Here is an 18,044-nt window from a genome sequence, read left to right as displayed (position 1 = left end):
TGCTCAATAGTTTCTTCCTGTGCCAGTACACCGCGGGCCGTCTCTAGAGAGTTGCACCACAGCAATGGGCGTTCCACGGATTACTTTCACGCGCTTTTCCAGCGCGGGTAGCGCCAAACTCGCGCCCTGGCGGGAGCACCGCCGGCGCGTCATCGAGCGCACCGGCCCAACCGCGACCGGGCCGACAACCGAGAGCGCCGACCGCTCCGTCGTCTGGCAGCTGCTGTCGGCCAACAACCGCGAACTGGCACGCAGCGCGGATGTCTACGTCGACTTCATCAGCGCCCGCGCCTCGGCCGTGCACGCCGCCGAAGGCGTGGCCTCCCGCGGAACCGTGACCCTGGTCAGTGACGACCAGCGCGGCGCCTACGGTTGGTTCGTCGACGTCGACCAGGTCACCGAGATCGTCTGCGCCAGGTGGTATGTCGCCGAGCGGGAACGTCGGCACGCCGTGGAACTGACCCTGGCGAGCCTCCCGCTGGCACGCATCGCCGACGGTGCGCGCCAGCACGTCGAGTGGCAGTTGCCCGCACCGCGGGTCGCGTCGCGATGAGCGACCGCACGACCCCTCCCGATGCGGACCGCCCCGCCAACCGCGACGAGACGCGCATCATCCCCGTCGTCTCCGGGTCCCGGGACCTGCTGGCCACCGAGATCCTCGAACTGATCTTGACTGACTCCGTCCTTGACCAAGCGGATGCGCCGGACTCCGGAGTCGCCCCGCGCCGCCTGACCACACGGGCCAGCACCCAGGACCGGGTGTTCGAGTGGATCTCCCGCGGCGCCGGCACCCTGGTGCTCACGATCATGAGCCTGGTCGGGCTATTCCTGCTGATCCAGGGCAACCAGGCCCTGTCGGTCGCCGGCTTCGACTTCTTCACCACCGAAGCCTGGGACCCGAACTCGGGAAACTTCGGCATCGCGGCGGTGCTGGCCGGAACGATCCTCATCGCCCTGACCGCGATCGTGCTCGCAGTGCCCCTGGCCGTGGCGACGGCCCTGTACATCAGTGAATACGCCCCCCGCGCCATCCGCCAGGTGCTGACCAGCATCGTGGACCTCATGGCCGCGGTGCCGAGCGTCGTCTACGGCCTCTGGGGAATGTTCCTGCTCGAGCCGAACATCCTCGGGGTGTCGCAGTGGATCAGCACGTACTTCGGCTGGATTCCCGCGTTTGCGGTGACGGGGTTTGACCCGAACGATCCGTTAGCCAGCCCGACCGTGTTCACGGCATCCACCTTCATCGCCGGTATCGTCGTGGCACTGATGGTGGCCCCGATCGCCACCTCGATCATGCGCGAGGCCTTCACCCAGGCCCCGATCGGCGAGCGTGAGGCGGCCCTCGCCCTCGGCGCGACGAAGTGGGGCATGATTCGCAGCGTCGTTCTGCCATTCGGCCGCGGCGGGATGATCGGCGGAACCATGCTCGGCCTCGGCCGGGCCCTGGGCGAGACCATCGCCGTCTACCTCATCATCAGCCCGGTTTTCGCGGTGCAGCCGCACATCCTCGAGAAGGGGTCGAACTCGATTTCGGCGCTGATCGCCCTGCGGTACAACGAGGCGTCGCCGTTCGAGATCTCGGCCCTCATGGCGGCCGGTCTCGCCCTGTTCGTGATGACCCTGTTCGTGAACTTCGGGGCATCGATCATCATTGCCAAATCCCGATCCGGAGCGTCGAGCGACTAATGCCCCCCATGCCCACGACCGTTCTGGATGTCGTCTCCCCGACCCGCGTTCCGGTGAACCCGGAACTGCCGGGTCCCGAGCAGCGGCGCAGCACCGGTGGCCTGCGCCGCCATGATGTCTTCGCGCTGCTGGGCTCCGTGCTCGCCGCAGTGGGCCTGGCCAGCTGGCTGCAGAACCAGCTGTTCGCCTTCCAGGGCGTTCTCGCCTTCATCATCGTCGCCCACGCCCTGTTCATGCTCTTCTACGCGGTGCTGATCGGGCTCACCGAGTCCGCCCCGGTGGTCGTCGACAAGCTGGTCACGACCCTCGTGCACTCCCTGGGATTCGTCATGCTGCTCGCCCTCGCGGCGGTGGTGACCTTCACCTTCGGCCGCGGCTGGGAAGCCCTGGCGCACGTGAACTTCTTCACCCAAGACATGAGCAACGCCGGCCCGCTCGACCCGCTGACGGCCGGCGGCGTGCTGCACGGCATGGCCGGCACCCTGATCATGATCTCGATCGCCCTGGCGATCAGCGTGCCACTCGGCATCACGACCGCGGTCTTCCTGAGCGAATTTCCCGGACGGTACGCCGCCGTGGTGCGCACGGTCGTCGAGGCCATGACTGCCCTGCCCTCGATCGTGGCCGGGCTCTTCATCTACGCCACCATCATCCTGGGCCTCGGAATCGAGCGGTCCGGGTTCGCAGCATCCTGCGCCGTCACCGTCATGATGCTGCCGATCATCATCCGTTCCGCCGATGTTGTGCTGCGCCTGGTTCCCGGCAACCTCAAGGAAGCCGCGTTCGCACTGGGGTCGAGCCGCTGGCGAACGGTGTGGACCGTCACCCTGCCGACCGCGCGCTCGGGACTGACCACCGCGGTCGTGCTGGGAACGGCCCGGGGGATCGGGGAAACCTCCCCGGTGCTGCTCACGGCCGGCCTGACCACGTTCCTCAACCTGAACCCGTTCTCGGGACCGATGGTCTCCCTGCCGCTGGCGACGTTCGCCTTCGTCAAGTCACCAGAACCCAGCATGATCGCTCGGGGGTTCGGCAGTGCGGCCGTGCTGATGCTCGTCGTGCTGGTGCTGTTCTGGCTCGCCCGGGTCATCGGCGGCCGCGGTCCTGGCCAGCTGACGCCGCGCCAGAACCGCCGCATCACCGAGAACTCGCGCGCCCTGAACTACCGATATTTGGCCAAAGACGTCAGCATCCAGCGAGCCTCGCGGGCCCTGTCGGCCGAGGGAAAGTCTCGGCGATCCGCTGTGCAACGCACGAAAGGCAAACCGTCATGATCCGTACCCCGCAGCGGGGCGCCTGGCGCCGCCGTGTCTTAGGGATCCTGCTTGTCACGGCTGTGCTGGGCGGCCTGGCCGGTTCACCACAGCCCTCCGCCGTCGCCGTGGGCGCCGCGCACTATCCGATTGCCGGTGTCGGCTCAAGCTGGTCGGCCAACGCCCTGCAGCAGTGGATCCGCAACGTGTGGGACAACTACAAGTGGAAGGTCACCTACGACGATTCGGGCTCGTCGGCCGGGCGGCAGCAGTTCGGCCAGCAGAACGGCGGCAAGGACTTCGCCGTGTCGGAGATTCCCTACGCCCTCAAGGACAGCGACATCGTCGACCCCAGGCCCGCCCGGCAGTTCGCCTATATGCCGATCGTCGCTGGCGGCACCGCGCTGATGTACAACCTCGTGATCGGCGGCAAGAAGGTCACCAATCTGCGCCTCTCGGGCGATGTCCTGGCCAAGATCTTCACCGGGGCCATCACCCGCTGGGACGACGCCGCGATCGCCGCCGACAACCCGAAGCTCGCCCTCCCGGCGGTTCCCATCATTCCCGTCGTGCGGTCCGACGGCTCGGGAACGACCGCCCAGTTCACCTCCTGGATGTTCAAGGAGCACCCGGCGGTCTGGCAGGCCTACTGCGCCAAGCTCGGCAAGTCGAACTGCGGCATCACCTCCAACTATCCGATGCTGACCGGTTCGCCGTTCATCGCTCGGTCGGGTTCGAACAGCGTGGCGGCGTACGTGGCCCAGACCCACGCGCAGGGCTCGATCACCTACGTCGAGTACTCCTACGCGCTCAACGCCCGCTTCCCGGTGGCCAAAATCCTCAACTCGGCCGGTTTCTACAACGAACCGACGGCATCCAATGTGGCAGTCGCCTTGATGGGCGCGACCATCAACGAGGACACGGCCTCCCCGGACTACCTCACGCAGCAGCTCGAGGGCGTCTACCGCAACGCCGACGCCCGGTCGTATCCGCTGTCCTCCTACAGCTACATGATCGTGCCGACCGCGCTCGAGTACGGATTCACCGAAGACAAAGGCTTGACCCTGGCCGATTTCACGAACTATTTCCTCTGCGAGGGGCAGCAGCAGGCCGAGGTGCTCGGGTACTCGCCGCTGCCGATCAACCTCGTGCAGGCCGGCCTCAACCAGGTGAAGAAAATCCCGGGCGGTGACCCGACCGGCAAGGACATCGCCCAGTGCAACAACCCCACGTTCTCGCCCGACGGCAGCAACAAGCTGGCCGCGACGGCTCCGCAGCCCCAGGCCTGTGACAAGATCGGGCTTGACCAGTGCGCCACCGGAACCGGTGGGTCGAAGGACACCGCCACGGCCGTGAGCACCGCTGGCGGGGCTACCGCCGCCGCGGGCACGAACGCCGTCACCGGCTCGGCGGCCACCGGAGCGAACGCCACCGACACGGCGGCGGCAGCGGATGCGTCCGGAGCGGCAGCCGGGGGAGTCGACGCCATCGGTGGCGAGTCGACCCTGGCGGCAACAGTTGTCGCCGGCATCCCGGTGCAGCTCGCAGCGAACCCCGCCGTGACCCTGTCGGGAATCGCCACCGTGCTCGCGTCCACGCTGGCCCTGGTGATGATTCTCGCGCCGCCCTTCATCTCCCGGTCGCGGCGCCTGGTCGGGGTGCGGGGGCCTCGGCGCGGGCCGCGCGGCGGCCGAAAACGATCCTCGGTTCCGAAAATTCACCTGCCGTTGTGGCGTAGACCACGGTCCCCTGATTCCCCGGTTACGGATGGTTCCTAACGTGAGCGCTATGCATCGTTCGAGGCGCCGTCGCGCCGCCACTCAGCGCAACGGCCGCGCCGTCTTCGCGCTGCGGGCAACCTGCTTTGCGGTGGCCGTGGCATCCGCCGGTGGATTGTTGCTGATCGATCCGAGTGCGCTCGTCGGCGCCCAGGCCAGCACCGCCGCGATTCCGCTGACGGTCAACTGGGTAGACGATTCCAGCACGGCGCAGGAATTCCAGCCGCCGCGCGACACCGAGAACGTGCACCACTCGGAATTCGACGACATCTCGGTCACCGTGTCGCAGACGACCAACCTCACCGACCAAGCCCTGGTCGTAGACGTGGCCGGTTTCGCCGGCACCCGCGAGGCCACAGACAGCGGCGGCATGTACTGGTCGACCGCCCAGAACTTCGTGCAGGCCATGCAGTGCTGGGGTGAGGACCCGTTGGCGGCCGATTTCGCGGAGACCTGCCAGTGGGGTGGCCGGTATGCCGCGAACAACGGACTGGGCGACACGGTCTACTCCGATGTGGTGCCGCGCCTCGCGACAGCGGATATGGCACCAGGCGGGAGCAGCACCATCGACAATCCGTTTCGCACAGTGCAGGGCACCATGGTGACCGCCAAGCAGATCTTCGGTGGCGTGGGTATGAAGGAATCAACCTATCCGTTGCTGAACTACTTCAGCCCCGCAACCACCAACGAGGTGCAGGGAGCGCGCATCAACTCCGACGGCACCGGATCATTTTTGTTCGAAACGCAATCCTCCGACCAGGCGCCCCAGCTCGGCTGTGGCTCCGAAGATCACGCGCGTTGCTGGCTGGTGCTCGTGCCCCGCGGAACCCACTACAGCGGACCGACCGAGAGTGGCACGAACGAGGGCTGCAGTGGCCTGATCGACGCGAAGACCGAGAAGCCCTATGTTTACGGCCGCGCCAACTCCATCCAGGCCGGCAGCCCCGTGAACGCGCAGTGCGACTACTGGGCCAACCGCATCAACATTCCGCTCGACTTCGACCCCACCGGCCAGACCTGTGCGGTCGGCAGCTCTGAGCGTCGCACGATCGGTTCGCAACTGATGGTGGGCGCGATGAGTTCGTGGCAGGCGAGCCTCTGCCAGGAGCAGGGTGCCGCCTTCAGCTTCTCGAGCAACCCGGATGCTCTCGCCCGCGCCCAGCTCCTGCAGGGACAGGCCGATGCCGGTTTTCTCTCCTGGCCGCTCAGTGACGGCGAAGCGGAGTACGAGAGCGACAAAGAAATGCTGGCAGCGACCGAGCTCAGCTACGCCCCCGTCGCGGTGACCGCACCGGTTGTGGCCTTCGTCGCCGAGTTCGCGAATGGTCGGCAGGAGGAACTCACGGTGTCACCCCGTCTCATGGCCAAACTACTGACCCAGTCCTACACCTTCGCCGTTCCGAGCAACTCCTCGGACCCGGATAAGAACTTTGCCCATTTGAACGCCGTCAACCGCAGCTACCAATACCTCAATGAAGATCCCGAGTTTCGGCAGCTCAATCCGAACAACTGGCGTCAGTTCACGATGAACCCGTCGATCTCACTGCCCGGCCCGTCGGGCGCCGACGCGATCAAGCAGGTCTGGCGCTGGATTTTGGCCGATGACGAAGCCAGTTCCTGGCTCACCGGTGAGGCCGATGAGAACGGAATGAAGGTCAACCCCTTCTACCTGCCCGCCGGCCACGCCGATGCCCAGGTACCGGTTTTCATCACCGACCTGGCCGACCCTGACCAGGGCGACTACCTGCTCGACGAGAGCGGAGCGATCACCATGCGTCCGGTCGGCCTGAAAAGCATCGCCGGCACCGGTTTCAGCCTGACGGATGCCGCGCTTGAGACGTTCATGAAGGCCGACGAGAGCCTGGTGCCGATCAAGCTCAACGCCGAGAAGTACCGTTTCGACTCGCTGCAGTACGCGCCCTATGCCGAGTCCCTTCTGACGGCGTCGCGCGATACCTTCCGCGGCGATTCCCACTCCAAAACGGTGTGGGATGCGACCCGCATCAACGCGGCCGGCGAGCTTGGGGACTGGATCAGCGGCGGCACCCAGATCCCGGGTAAGAAGTTCATGATCGCCCTGACGGATGCGTCGTCCTCTTCCCGCTACGGTCTGAGCAACGCCGGATTGGTGCGCGCCAACAGTGACGAGGCCGTGTTGCCGACGAACAAGACCATGCAGAGCGCGCTCGGTGCGCTCAGTAGTGCGGAATCTGCGACCGTGCGACAGGTCGACCCGTCCCTCGTGACGACGGGGGGATATCCGCTCACCATGCTGACCTACCTCGCCGTCAATCTCACCGCCAGCGACGTCGACGGCCGCGGCGACTACGCCGGCATGATCGATCAGGTCACGACAGCCGGCCAGGTTGTCGGAACCCAGCGCGGCGAACTGCCGCTGGGGTATGCGCCGCTGAGCGATGAACTCGTCTCGCAGGCGAAAGCCGCCGCGGCCGCCATCCGGGCGTTCATCAACCCCGTCGTCGACTCGCCCACGGCAATACCCTCGCCCGACTTCTCGGTCACCACGACCACGTCGACCGGTCCGGCCCAGGACGACTACTTCGCCGGTGAGGTCGCGGATGCGTCGGTCGTTCCGGTTGCCGATGCGGCCGGGGCCGGCCTGGATACGACGGCCCTGCCCGCGACCGTGACCGACCGCACCCCCGAACTCGTCAACGCTGCCGGCGTGGGCAAGACCGCGCTCGCACTCTCGCTGGGCCTCGGCCTCAGCGGGGCCGTGTTCGCGCCCACACTCCTGAGAGGGCGCCGACTTCTCACCCTCTAAGTTTTCGGCTCTGCCGCTCCAGCCCCGGCAGAGACGAAGAAACCCCCCTCAAGGATTCGAAGCATTGAGGGGGGCACGTCCACTCGGACTGCACTACACGGGCACACTATCAACACAGATTGGTAACAGCATGCAGAAGAAGAACCAGCGTCGTCTCGGCCTCATCGCCGGGCTTGCGCTCGTGGGCGTGGCCTTCGGCACGATCCCCGCCTTCGCCGACCCGGCGGCCGGCACCTACGCCCAGCTCTCGGGCACCGGCTCCGACACCACCCAGGACCTCGTGGGTGGCCTCTCCACCGCGGTCACCGCCATCGGCAACTACGACGCCACCGGCACGGAAACCATCCAGACCAAGTCGGGCGGCCCGTCGTTCCTGCGCCCCAACGGTTCGGGCAACGGCGTCAAGGCGCTCAGTGCCTCGATCAACAGCACCGGCATCAAGGTGTGGAACAGCGTCGACATCACCGGCCAGCTGGACTTCGCCCGCAGCTCGAGCGGACCCAAGGGCTCGGGGTCCGACCTCACCTACATCCCGTTCGCGAAAGATGCCGTCACCTACGCCGTCAACGCCGGCGGCTCCTTTCCCCGCGATATCCCCATCGGCTCGTCCTCGCAGGACAGCGTGAGCCCGGCTCCCTTCACGCTGCGCAACATCTACCGCTGCGCCGTCACCGAGTACGCCGACGCTGACTTCAACACGGTTGCGATTCGTGCGCTGCTGCCGCAGAGCGGATCGGGAACGCGTTCCTTCTGGCTCTCAACCCTCGGCCTGACCGAGACCGATGTCGCCAGCTGTGCCACCGACATCGGCAACACCGTGCAGGAGCACAGCGGTGCTCAGGTCACCGGAATCGGTGACATCGTGCCGTTCTCGATCGCACAGTATGTCGCCCAGGGCAACCACAACACCCTTCCGACCACCGTTCTCGAACGTCGTTACCAGGTCGCCCTCGGGTCGATCGGTGGATCGAAGCCGGTCATCAACAACGACGGCGTCGTCGAGCTCAACTCCGCGTTCCCGATCAGCCGCAACGTCTACAACGTCGTTGCTACGTCGCGTCTGTCCGGAACCAGCGCTGCCGACCTGCTGCTGCAGGCCACGTTCGCCGGTACCAGCTCAACGGTCTGCTCCAACACCGCGCTCATCAAGCAGTACGGCTTCGGCTCCGCCGGCACCCTCTGCGGCAACACCACCACGTACAAGTCTCCCTACACCCTGTAATCGCGAATTACTGAAGAAGGAAACAACACTCGCATGAAAAACTTCTCCCGCAAGATCGCCGCGGTCGCCGTCATGGGCGCCGTCATCCTCGGCAGCTTCTCCGCTGTCCAGGCGGCATCCGCTGCCACGACCGACTCCAACTACATCGGGGAATTCAGCATCACCCCGACCACCGGAAAGGTTGACGGCTCGCACCACGAGTTCGGCAACATGATCACCAGCCACAGCGCAGCCACCGGTTGCCCGGCCGGCTACCGCGGCATGAGCGGTACCTTCGTCTTCCAGGACGGCGTCACCAAGGGACCGATCGCTACCGCGCGCAAGACCGACACGACCCTCTACGGGTCGACCGGCCTCGACGGCAGCCCGATCTCCGCCGACCAGAGCTACAGCCTCCCGACCAACAACCCGTTCGTCAGCGTGCGTCCGTGGCCGACCGTCGGCGTGGTCAACCCGGGAGCCTTCGAGCTGCGATACTACTGCTTCTCGCTCTCGACCTCGGTTGACTACGTGAACGACAAGTACTACAGCCTCGCGATGACCCTGTCCGCCGACTCGACCACCTGGTCGGTTGCAGTTCCCGCCGCGGCCTCGACCACGTCGCTCTCTGCTGTCAGCAACAGCGACTCGACGGTTACCCTGACCGCCACGGTCAAGGATGAGAACGGTGTTGCCACGTCAGCGGTCGGCGACGTTGACTTCCTCGATGGCACCGGTACCGTCATCGGAACGGCGGCGCTGTCCAACGGCGTTGCCACCTTCACCACTCCCGTGCTTGCCTCTGGCGCTTCGTACACCTTCACGAGTCGCTTCGGCTCCACGTCGGCTGACCTGGGCGATTCCGCGTCGACCGGCTTCACGGTGAACATTGCTGGAGAAACCTTTGCCGCCACAACGGTTTCGGTTGTCGTGCCCTCCGGCATCGGCGGCTTCAGCCTGACGGGTGTGGCCAGTGCCGTCACCCTTCCGACTGCGGCCCTCGACACGGTGTCGAACACCCTCAAGTCGACCGGATCCCTCGGCTCGGCTGTCGTCACCGACACGCGTCAGCTCGGAACAATCGCGTGGAGCCTCACCGGCACCGCCGGTGACTTCGTCGACGCGACCGACGACACCAAGGTCATCGACGGCAAGGCTCTCGGCTGGGTTCCGGTGCTGGTCGGCACCGACAACGCCGGCGTCGCTGGCGCTTCGGTCGCCGCCGCTGCCACTGGACTGAAGGTGCCGAGCACGCTCGCCACCGGCTCCGTCGTCGACGGCAAGCTCCTCACCGCCACGTCCGCCGCCCTCAACTTCGAGGCCCCCGCGAACACGCCTTCCGGCAGCTACTCCACGACGCTCACCCTAACGCTCATCTAGTCAGAGTTTTCGTCACAGCGCACACAGCACAGTACTGAGCCGAGACCGGGCAGAACCTGCCCGGTCTCGGCTTCACCCCGTTCGTTGCTTGCCCTGCTCGCCCACCCCCTGCTCGCCCACCCCTGATCGTTGAAGAGGCCATGTTCATCCTGTCGTCACCGCTCGCCTTCCTCGCCACCGTCGCCCTGGCCATCGCTCCGCTGTTGCCCAGCGCCACGGCATTCGATGTCACCGCCGCCAGTGCCACCGCGCCCGGCGTTATCGCACCGAGCGTGACCGCGGACGAGAGCGCCGTGTGGAGCGTGCACCCCGCATCCGCTGAGGGGCCAGACGAGCGCGAAACCTTCAGCTATCAGGTCGATCCCGGCACGGAGATTCGTGACTTTGTCGCGATCATCAACTCCGGCCCGGTCGCTGCCACCTTCGCCGTGTACGCCACCGACGCCATCAATGACTTCGAGACGGGCGGCTACAGCCTGCTGCCCGCCGACCAGCCGCCCGTGGACGTGGGCGCCGCCATCGCGCTCGACCTGTCCGAAATCACCCTGGAACCCGGCACCCAGGCCGTCGTTCCCTTTCGCGTGACCGTTGCCACCGATGTGACCCCGGGCGACCATGCCGCCGGAATCGTCGCCTCGGTGACGAAGGCCGGCGACGGCACCAGCGGCCAGGCCGTCAGCCTCGACCAGCGCGTGGGCGCCCGGGTGATCCTGAACGTGAGCGGCGCTCCCACGGTCTCCGTCGAGACGGCCGGAATGGTCACCCGCTTCGATTCGCCCTGGAACCCCTTCGCCGGGGGAACCCTGCACCTCGACTACGCCGTCAAGAACACGGGTAACCTCCGGGTCGACGTGGAGCAGGCCGCCACCGTGACCGGCCCCTTCGGGATCGGTCTCGGAACGATGGCACCTGCCGCACTGACCACGGTGCTGCCGGGCCAATCCGTTCACGTCACGGCTGAGCTTGCGAATGTACCGCCGCTGTTCGCGGTCTGGGCCGATATCTCGCTAAGCCCGGCACCGACCGGAGGCGAAACGCCACAGAACGCCGGAATGGAACTGGCTTCGTCAACGTCGTCGACGATGGCTGCGGCCATCCCCTGGACGCTGCTGCTCGTCATCGCCCTCGTGGCCACGGCGATCTTCCTCATCGTTCGTTATGTGCGGGTGACCCGGGAGCGCTTCTTCGACGCCCTCGACGAAGCCGCCGATCAGGCCAAGGTAGAGGGCCGCCGCGAGGCGCAGAACGCCCTGCGGGCAACCAACGCTGCGCCGACCCCCGCTCAGGTGCCCGTCGCATGAGACGGACCCTCCTGAATCGGACCCGGCAGGGACTCCTCGGCGGCGCCGCACTGATCGCTCTCACGCTGGGCGTGGCGACCGCCGCCGTATCGGCAGCCGCTGGGACATCCGTTCCCTCCAGCACACCGTCGCCCCGCTCGATGAGCGTCACAGTCGAGATTCCCAGCACCACGCCCACGCCCACCCCGAGTGCCTCCCCGACGACGGCCGCCGTGTCGACCGGCTCGACCGACACGGGCTCACCCGAGACCGGCTCCGGGACCGCCGTGACCGGCGGTGCCGCCGAGACCACACCGAACGCCACCGGCACCGACTCCGCTGTCGCCCGGCCCGTGAATGCGAGCCCGACCCCGGACGCGCCGCCGCTGACCCTCGACTCCCCTCGGGTGGCGCCCGGCGGCACCATCACGGTGTCCGCCGGCGGATACACGCCCGCCGAGGAAATCCGGGTGGTGCTGTACTCCGAACCCATCGTGCTGGGCACGGCGACGGCGGATGCCGCGGGCACCTTCTCGGCGACCTTCACTCTCCCCGCGGACCTCCGCACCGGCACCCACACCATCGAGGCGACCGGCTTGACCTCGGGCGTGGTGACGAACTCCACCCTGATCGTGGTCGGCACCGCCGGCGCGTCGAGCGGTTCGCTGGCCAGCACGGGCCAGCTCTGGTGGTTCGTGCTGGCAATCGGCGCCCTCGGCACGATCGCGGTCTTTCTGATCGGCGGTTTTCGCGGCTGGTGGTTCACCGCCTGGGGAACCCGCCGCAGCAGCGAAGGGCAGAAAGCATGACCCCCGGCACGACGGATGCCGTGGACACACCACGCAAGGCTCCCACACGCCAAAACGACCGCGGGGGACACAGCGCCGTGCGGGTTCCCCGCTGGCTGAGCCGCCCGCCGGCTCGCACCCGAAAACCTCCCGTTCCCGTCGCTCCGAACGAGCTGCGCTGGTGGAGCGGCGTGGTGTGGCTGCTGTTGTCGGCGTTGCTCCTGGGCTTCGTCGGCCATGTCGTCGTTCTCGGCGCGCTGCAGCAGGCCCGCAGCCAGAGCCAGCTCTACCAGGAGCTGCGGTCCAATCTTGCCCAGGCCATCGTGCCCCTCGGCCAGCTCGACGGAGACTCCAACCCGACCCCGGCCGGTACCCCCATCGCCCTGATCCAGATCCCGAGCCTCGGCATCAGCGAGGTCGTCGTCGAGGGCACCACCGGCGACGACCTGCGGATGGGCCCTGGCCACCGGCGCGATACCGTTCTGCCCGGACAACAGGGCACGAGCGTGATTTTCGGGCGCCAGGCCGCTTACGGCGGAACCTTTCGCGACCTCGGACGGCTGCAGCCGGGGGATGCCATCACGGTGACCACGGGGCAGGGGGTCGGCACCTTCGAGGTGTTCGGCATCCGTCGCGCCGGTGATCTGCTGCCGACCCCGCTCGACTCCGGCCAGGGCCGGCTCGAACTGGTGACCGGTGACGGCCCCGCTCTCGCGCCGACCGGTGCGCTGCACGTCGACGCCACCCTCACGAGTGAGGTGCGGGAGACCCCGTCGCGCGTCTTCACGAGTGCGGTGCTCGCAGAGTCGGAACTGGCTATGCAACCGGATGCCGACAGCGGACTTCCGACCCTGTTCTGGCTGCAATGGCTGGTGGTCGCCTCCATTGCGGTGCGTTGGCTGCTGCGCACCTGGGGTGGCGCCCAGGCCTGGATCGTGGGCGTGCCCACGCTGCTGGCGCTCGGCGCGGCCGCGGCCGACTCGGCCATCGGCATGCTCCCCAACCTGCTCTGACCCCGCGTTCCCACCCAGATACCCGAGAAAGACACTGATGACCACCTTCCTGGACATTCCGGCCCTCGATTTTCCGGCCGCGCCTCCCGTCAACGCCCTGGCCACCCTGGACGCCCAGTCGATCTCGGCCTGGTTCGGTACCCACAAGGTGCTCGACCGGGTATCGCTCACGATGGAGGCGGGGCAGGTCACGGCGTTGATCGGGCCGTCGGGTTGTGGCAAGTCGACATTCCTGCGCATCCTGAACCGCATGCACGAACTGGTCCCGTCAGCTTCCCTGGCCGGCGAGGTGCACCTCGACGGGCACGACATCTACGACGCGTCCCGGCGCCTGACCGACGCGCGCAAGGAGATCGGGATGGTCTTCCAGAAACCGAATCCCTTTCCGGCAATGTCCATCTACGACAACGTCGTCGCCGGGCTCAAACTGACGGGCACCCGCATCTCGCGCTCGGACAAGGACGAGCTCGTCGAGGTCTCGCTGACCAAAGCCGGGCTGTGGAAAGAGGTACGCGACCGCCTTCGCGCACCCGGCGGCGGCCTCTCCGGAGGTCAGCAGCAGCGCCTCTGCATCGCCCGCTCGCTCAGCGTGCGCCCGCGGGTGCTCCTCATGGACGAGCCCTGCTCGGCCCTCGACCCGACCTCGACGCGCGTGATCGAGGAGACGATGACCGACCTCGCCCATGAGGTCACGATCGTCATCGTCACGCACAATATGCAGCAGGCCCAGCGGGTCTCCCAGAACTGCGCGTTCTTCCTCGCCGCGCAGGGCACCCCCGGCGGCATCGTCGAGCACGGCCCGACCGAGCTGATGTTCGGCGACCCGATCGACAGCCGCACCGCCGACTACGTCAACGGCCGCTTCGGCTAACCAACCGCCCGTGCACTCAGTCGAAGTCGAGGCTGAGCTTGCGCAGCAGGTCGGCGAGGTGTGCCTGCTCGGCCACGGTGAGCGTGCCCAGCAGCTCGGCCTCGGCGTCCACGAGCCGGGTGATGGCGGCGTCGACGCGACTGAGGCCATCCGCTGTCATGCTGACCCGGATGCCGCGGCCATCGTTGGGATCGGTGCGCCGCTTCACGAGGCCCCGCTCTACGAGCCCGTCGATACGGTTCGTCATGGTGCCGCTCGAGACCAGGGTCTGCAGCAGCAGCGCCTTCGGGCTCAGCTCATAGGGGGCGCCGGCGCGTCGCAGCGCCGACAGCACGTCGAATTCCCACGACTGCAGCTCGGAGCGGGTGAAGGCGGTGCGCCGTGCGCGGTCGAGATGCTTCGACAGCCGGGCGACCCGGGAGAGCACCTGCAGCGGGGAAAAGTCCAGATCAGGGCGTTCTCGCAGCCAGGAATCCACAATTCGGTCGACTTCATCATGGCCAGGCATTCCCCCATTATCCCGGCTCGGGGCCGTGGGTGCCGCCCGAGCCGCCCGCGTCTGGCAGACTTGAGGGGTTGTCGACCACACGGCCGACGCGTTCCGCCATAGTGTAACGGCAGCACGGCAACCTTTGGAGTTGTTCGGTCCAGGTTCGAATCCTGGTGGCGGAGCCCTCACCCACGATGATTCATTCCACGATGACCACGCGCCCACATCCCGGCGCAGACCTTTCCGCAGTGAAGAAAATTCAGAGGACTCCCCACGTGACAGACTCCCGACTCGCCATCATCGTGCTCGCCGCCGGACAGGGCACCCGCATGAAGTCCACGCTGCCGAAGTTGCTGCATCCGCTTGCCGGGGTACCGATCGTCAGCCACGTCTTCGCCACCGCACGCGCGCTCGACGCCGCGCACGTCGTCACCGTCGTGCGGCACGAACGTGACCGCCTCGCCGCCCTCGTGACCGAGGACCTCCCCGAGAGCCTCATCGTCGACCAGGACGAGATCCCCGGCACCGGCCGCGCCGTCGAACAGGCCGTCGAAGCGCTGCCGGCCGACTGGGACGGCGACGTGCTCGTCATCAACGGCGACGTGCCGCTCCTCGACGCCGCGACCCTCACCGCGTTTCTCACCGTGCACCGCGGCAGCGCCGCCTCCGGCACCGTGCTCTCGGCGTTCCCCGACGACCCCACCGGCTACGGGCGCATCATCCGCTCGGCGGCCGGCGCGTTCGACCACATCGTCGAGCAGAAAGATGCGACGGATGCCGAACTCGCCGTCGACGAGATCAACGCCGGCGTCTACCTGTTCACGCTGACAGCGCTGCGCGACCAGCTCGCCCAGCTCACCCTCGACAACTCCCAGGGCGAAAAATACCTCACCGACGTGGTGGGCCTGCTGCGCCGCGCCGGCTCCGAGGTCACCGCCGTTCCCGTCGACGACCCGTGGCTGGTCGCCGGGATCAACGACCGCGCCCAGCTCAGCGAGGCCGCGCAGAAGCTCAACGCGCTCATCGTGCGCGGCTGGCAGCTCGCCGGCGTGACCGTGCAGGACCCGGCCACCACCTGGATCGACCTCAAGGCCGCCCTCGCGCCCGACGTGACGCTGCTGCCGGGCACCCAGATCGAGGGTGCCACGACCATCGCGACGGGCGCCATCATCGGGCCCGACACGACCCTGCGCGACTGCGAGATCGGGGCCGGTGCAATCGTGAAGCGCACCGACGCGACGCTCGCGGTGATCGGCGCCGGGGCATCCGTCGGCCCGTTCTCCTACCTGCGCCCCGGAACCGTGCTCGGCGAAGACGGCAAGATCGGCGCCTTCGTTGAGACCAAGAACGCGCAGATCGGCGCCGGCAGCAAGGTGCCACACCTCAGCTACGTCGGTGACGCCGTGGTCGGGGAGCACTCGAACATCGGTGCCGGCACGATCTTCGCCAACTATGACGGCGTGGCCAAGCACCACAGCACGGTGGGCAGCCACGTGCGCACGGGGTCGCACAACGTCTTCGTGGCGCCGATTACAATTGGTGACGGAGCTTACACCGGAGCAGGAACGGTCGTGCGCAAAAACGTGGCGGCCGGGGACCTCGCAATCAGTGTGGCTCCGCAGCGCAACATGGGTGGGTGGGTTCAGGCTCACCGCCCCGGAACGGATGCCGCCACAGCCGCATCCGAGAGTACTAACAGCACGGTGAGTGGAGAATAGGTGTCGGAGATCAAAACCAGCGGAGACAAACGACTAGTACTGGTCTCGGGGCGAGCGCACCCGCAGCTCGCGCTCGACATCGCCACGGAACTCGGCTCTGAGCTCCTGCACACCGACGCCCGCACCTTCGCCAACGGCGAACTGTATGCCCGCTTCGACGAGAGTGTGCGCGGCTCGGATGCCTTCGTCATCCAGTCCCACACGGCCCCCATCAACGAGTGGCTGATGGAACAGCTCATCATGGTCGACGCGCTCAAGCGGGCCTCCGCCAAGCGCATCACCGTCGTCGCGCCGTTCTACCCGTACGCCCGCCAGGACAAGAAGGGCCGCGGCCGCGAGCCGATCTCCGCCCGCCTCGTCGCCGACCTGTTCAAGGTTGCCGGCGCCGACCGCATCATGTCGATCGACCTGCACGCCGCGCAGATCCAGGGCTTCTTCGACGGCCCCGTCGACCACCTCTTCGCGATGCCGGTGCTGCTCGAGCACTTCCGCGAGAAGCTCGACCCCGCCACCCTCACCATCGTGTCGCCCGACATGGGCCGCGTGCGCGTCGCAGACATCTGGAGCGACCGCCTCGGCGTGCCGCTCGCCATCATCCACAAGCGTCGCGACCCGCTCGTGCCGAACCGGGTCAGCGTGCACGAGATCGTCGGCCAGGTCGAGGGCCGCGTCTGCCTGCTCGTCGACGACATGATCGACACCGGACGCACCATCGCCCTCGCCGCCGAGGCCCTGCGCGAGGCCGGCGCCATCGGCGTCGTCGTCGCCGCGACCCACGCCGTGTTCAGCGATCCGGCCGTGGACATGCTGCAGAACCCGGCCATCTCGGCCGTTGTCGTCACCGACACGCTGCCGATCCCGCCGGAGAAGCGCTTCCCGACCCTGACCGTGCTGCCGATCGCACCGCTGCTCGCGCGCGCGATCCACGAGGTCTTCGACGAGGGTTCCGTCACCTCGATGTTCGACGGCGCCGCGTAGCGCCAGATTTGATGCAGCCCAGCCGCTCGCGAGTGGGCGCAAATAGCCCCTTGCCGCTCGCGAGTGGGCTCAAATAGCCCCTTCGACGGCGATCATGGGGCCATTTGAGCCCACTCGCGGTGCCAACGCCTGCCCAAGGGGTCATCTGTGACACCTCGCGCACGAGGTGTCACAGAACGTCCCGGGCCAGCCCGTTCGTCCTGAGTGGTCACAGGTCGCTCGGGTTGGGACACCCGGACGGTCTGGTGTGATGTGGATCAGTTAGGCCGGTGTACCCGGGGTGACCTGTCTCGGGGCGCTCGGAATGATGCCGAGCGCCGTCACGAAGGTCTCGCGCTCGTGCTGGTCGATGGCGTAGCACTGCCACCCGAAACCGCCGGCGCCCGAGAGCTCGAACCGGGCGTCGTAGTCGACCGACTGGGGGTAGTACTGGGCGACGGCGGCGAGGCATCCGTTGGTCGCGGTGGTCGTGGCGACCTGCACGGTCGTCAGCACGCCCGGCACGACGAGAGCCACGAGCCCGAGCACCACGATGACCCGCATCGCGCGGGTCAGGTGTTTGCTGCGCAGCGGGCGCTCGTTGCCGGAGGGTTGGTAGCCGGACAGTTCGGGGTGCTCATTCGACATAGTCATATTCTCTCCCCAGTATTCCAGACGGGGGTGGGAAACGGCCCGAGGCATCCGAACTCTGACACCTCGTTCGCGAGTGGGCGCAAATAGCCCCATAAGGTCATGATGACGGCCGCGAGTGGGCGCAAAAGGCCCCATGATCGCCGCGCAAGGGGCCATTTGCGCCCACTCGCGATGGGCGAGGGAGTGGCAT

Annotated in this window: 15 protein-coding genes and 1 tRNA gene; 14 read left to right on the top strand and 2 right to left on the bottom strand. The window is 67.2% G+C overall.

Translation table 11 applies throughout. The annotated features are described in order from the left end of the window. The first annotated feature begins 64 nt into the window (after positions 1-64). From D6T64_RS17385 to D6T64_RS17335, 11 genes are all read left to right on the top strand, one after another. Positions 65-553: a hypothetical protein gene (locus tag D6T64_RS17385; protein WP_119975939.1), complete on the top strand. Its 489-nt coding sequence runs from the start codon at positions 65-67 to the stop codon at positions 551-553. Then, the gene (gene pstC, locus D6T64_RS17380; protein ID WP_119975986.1) at positions 550-1,686 is read left to right on the top strand and encodes a phosphate ABC transporter permease subunit PstC; all 1,137 of its coding nucleotides are present in this window, start codon (positions 550-552) and stop codon (positions 1,684-1,686) included. The genes D6T64_RS17385 and pstC overlap by 4 nt, the downstream gene beginning before the upstream one ends. An 8-nt stretch (positions 1,687-1,694) precedes the next feature. Further along, positions 1,695-2,960, top strand: a complete 1,266-nt coding sequence (gene pstA / locus D6T64_RS17375) for a phosphate ABC transporter permease PstA (RefSeq protein ID WP_119975938.1) — start codon at positions 1,695-1,697, stop codon at positions 2,958-2,960. Continuing rightward, on the top strand, positions 2,957-4,717 hold the full coding sequence (pstS, locus tag D6T64_RS17370) for a phosphate ABC transporter substrate-binding protein PstS (protein WP_199719210.1): 1,761 nt from the start codon (positions 2,957-2,959) through the stop codon (positions 4,715-4,717). The genes pstA and pstS overlap by 4 nt, the downstream gene beginning before the upstream one ends. Before the next feature lie 10 nt (positions 4,718-4,727). Next, positions 4,728-7,502 carry a hypothetical protein gene (locus D6T64_RS17365; protein WP_119975937.1) on the top strand — a complete coding sequence of 925 codons (2,775 nt, stop codon included), beginning with the start codon at positions 4,728-4,730 and terminating at the stop codon, positions 7,500-7,502. A gap of 130 nt (positions 7,503-7,632) precedes the next feature. Continuing rightward, on the top strand, positions 7,633-8,724 hold the full coding sequence (locus tag D6T64_RS17360; protein ID WP_119975936.1) for a hypothetical protein: 1,092 nt from the start codon (positions 7,633-7,635) through the stop codon (positions 8,722-8,724). A gap of 33 nt (positions 8,725-8,757) precedes the next feature. Further along, the gene (locus tag D6T64_RS17355) at positions 8,758-10,083 is read left to right on the top strand and encodes an Ig-like domain repeat protein (protein ID WP_119975935.1); all 1,326 of its coding nucleotides are present in this window, start codon (positions 8,758-8,760) and stop codon (positions 10,081-10,083) included. A 140-nt stretch (positions 10,084-10,223) separates the two neighbouring features. Next, the gene (locus D6T64_RS17350) at positions 10,224-11,384 is read left to right on the top strand and encodes a hypothetical protein (protein WP_119975934.1); all 1,161 of its coding nucleotides are present in this window, start codon (positions 10,224-10,226) and stop codon (positions 11,382-11,384) included. Next, entirely contained in the window at positions 11,381-12,172 is a 792-nt protein-coding gene (locus D6T64_RS17345) for a hypothetical protein (protein ID WP_119975933.1), read from the top strand. Before D6T64_RS17350 ends, D6T64_RS17345 begins: the two co-directional genes overlap by 4 nt. Continuing rightward, on the top strand, positions 12,169-13,164 hold the full coding sequence (locus D6T64_RS17340; protein ID WP_119975932.1) for a sortase: 996 nt from the start codon (positions 12,169-12,171) through the stop codon (positions 13,162-13,164). The genes D6T64_RS17345 and D6T64_RS17340 overlap by 4 nt, the downstream gene beginning before the upstream one ends. Positions 13,165-13,201: 37 nt before the next feature. After that, the gene (locus tag D6T64_RS17335) at positions 13,202-14,035 is read left to right on the top strand and encodes a phosphate ABC transporter ATP-binding protein (RefSeq protein ID WP_119975931.1); all 834 of its coding nucleotides are present in this window, start codon (positions 13,202-13,204) and stop codon (positions 14,033-14,035) included. 16 nt (positions 14,036-14,051) lie between these two features. Here the strand turns inward: D6T64_RS17335 and D6T64_RS17330 are convergent, their stop codons facing one another. Then, positions 14,052-14,543, bottom strand: a complete 492-nt coding sequence (locus D6T64_RS17330) for a MarR family winged helix-turn-helix transcriptional regulator (protein ID WP_119975930.1) — start codon at positions 14,541-14,543, stop codon at positions 14,052-14,054. Positions 14,544-14,635: 92 nt separating this feature from the next. Here D6T64_RS17330 and D6T64_RS17325 point away from each other — a divergent pair. The 3 genes from D6T64_RS17325 to D6T64_RS17315 all read left to right on the top strand — a co-directional run bounded on the left by D6T64_RS17325 (position 14,636) and on the right by D6T64_RS17315 (position 17,221). Next, positions 14,636-14,707 (top strand) — tRNA-Gln (locus tag D6T64_RS17325). A 93-nt stretch (positions 14,708-14,800) separates the two neighbouring features. Continuing rightward, positions 14,801-16,243, top strand: a complete 1,443-nt coding sequence (glmU, locus tag D6T64_RS17320) for a bifunctional UDP-N-acetylglucosamine diphosphorylase/glucosamine-1-phosphate N-acetyltransferase GlmU (RefSeq protein WP_119975929.1) — start codon at positions 14,801-14,803, stop codon at positions 16,241-16,243. Further along, positions 16,244-17,221, top strand: coding sequence for a ribose-phosphate diphosphokinase (locus tag D6T64_RS17315; RefSeq protein WP_104178544.1), 978 nt, complete (start codon positions 16,244-16,246; stop codon positions 17,219-17,221). A gap of 261 nt (positions 17,222-17,482) precedes the next feature. Here the strand turns inward: D6T64_RS17315 and D6T64_RS17310 are convergent, their stop codons facing one another. After that, positions 17,483-17,848 carry a hypothetical protein gene (locus D6T64_RS17310; protein ID WP_119975928.1) on the bottom strand — a complete coding sequence of 122 codons (366 nt, stop codon included), beginning with the start codon at positions 17,846-17,848 and terminating at the stop codon, positions 17,483-17,485. Positions 17,849-18,044: the final 196 nt, after the last annotated feature.

It is taken from the genome of Cryobacterium melibiosiphilum, from assembly GCF_003602235.1.
Taxonomy (GTDB): Bacteria; Actinomycetota; Actinomycetes; order Actinomycetales; family Microbacteriaceae; genus Cryobacterium; species Cryobacterium melibiosiphilum.
Note: the sequence above shows the minus strand (reverse complement) of the source record. Positions and strands in the feature narration are given on the sequence as shown.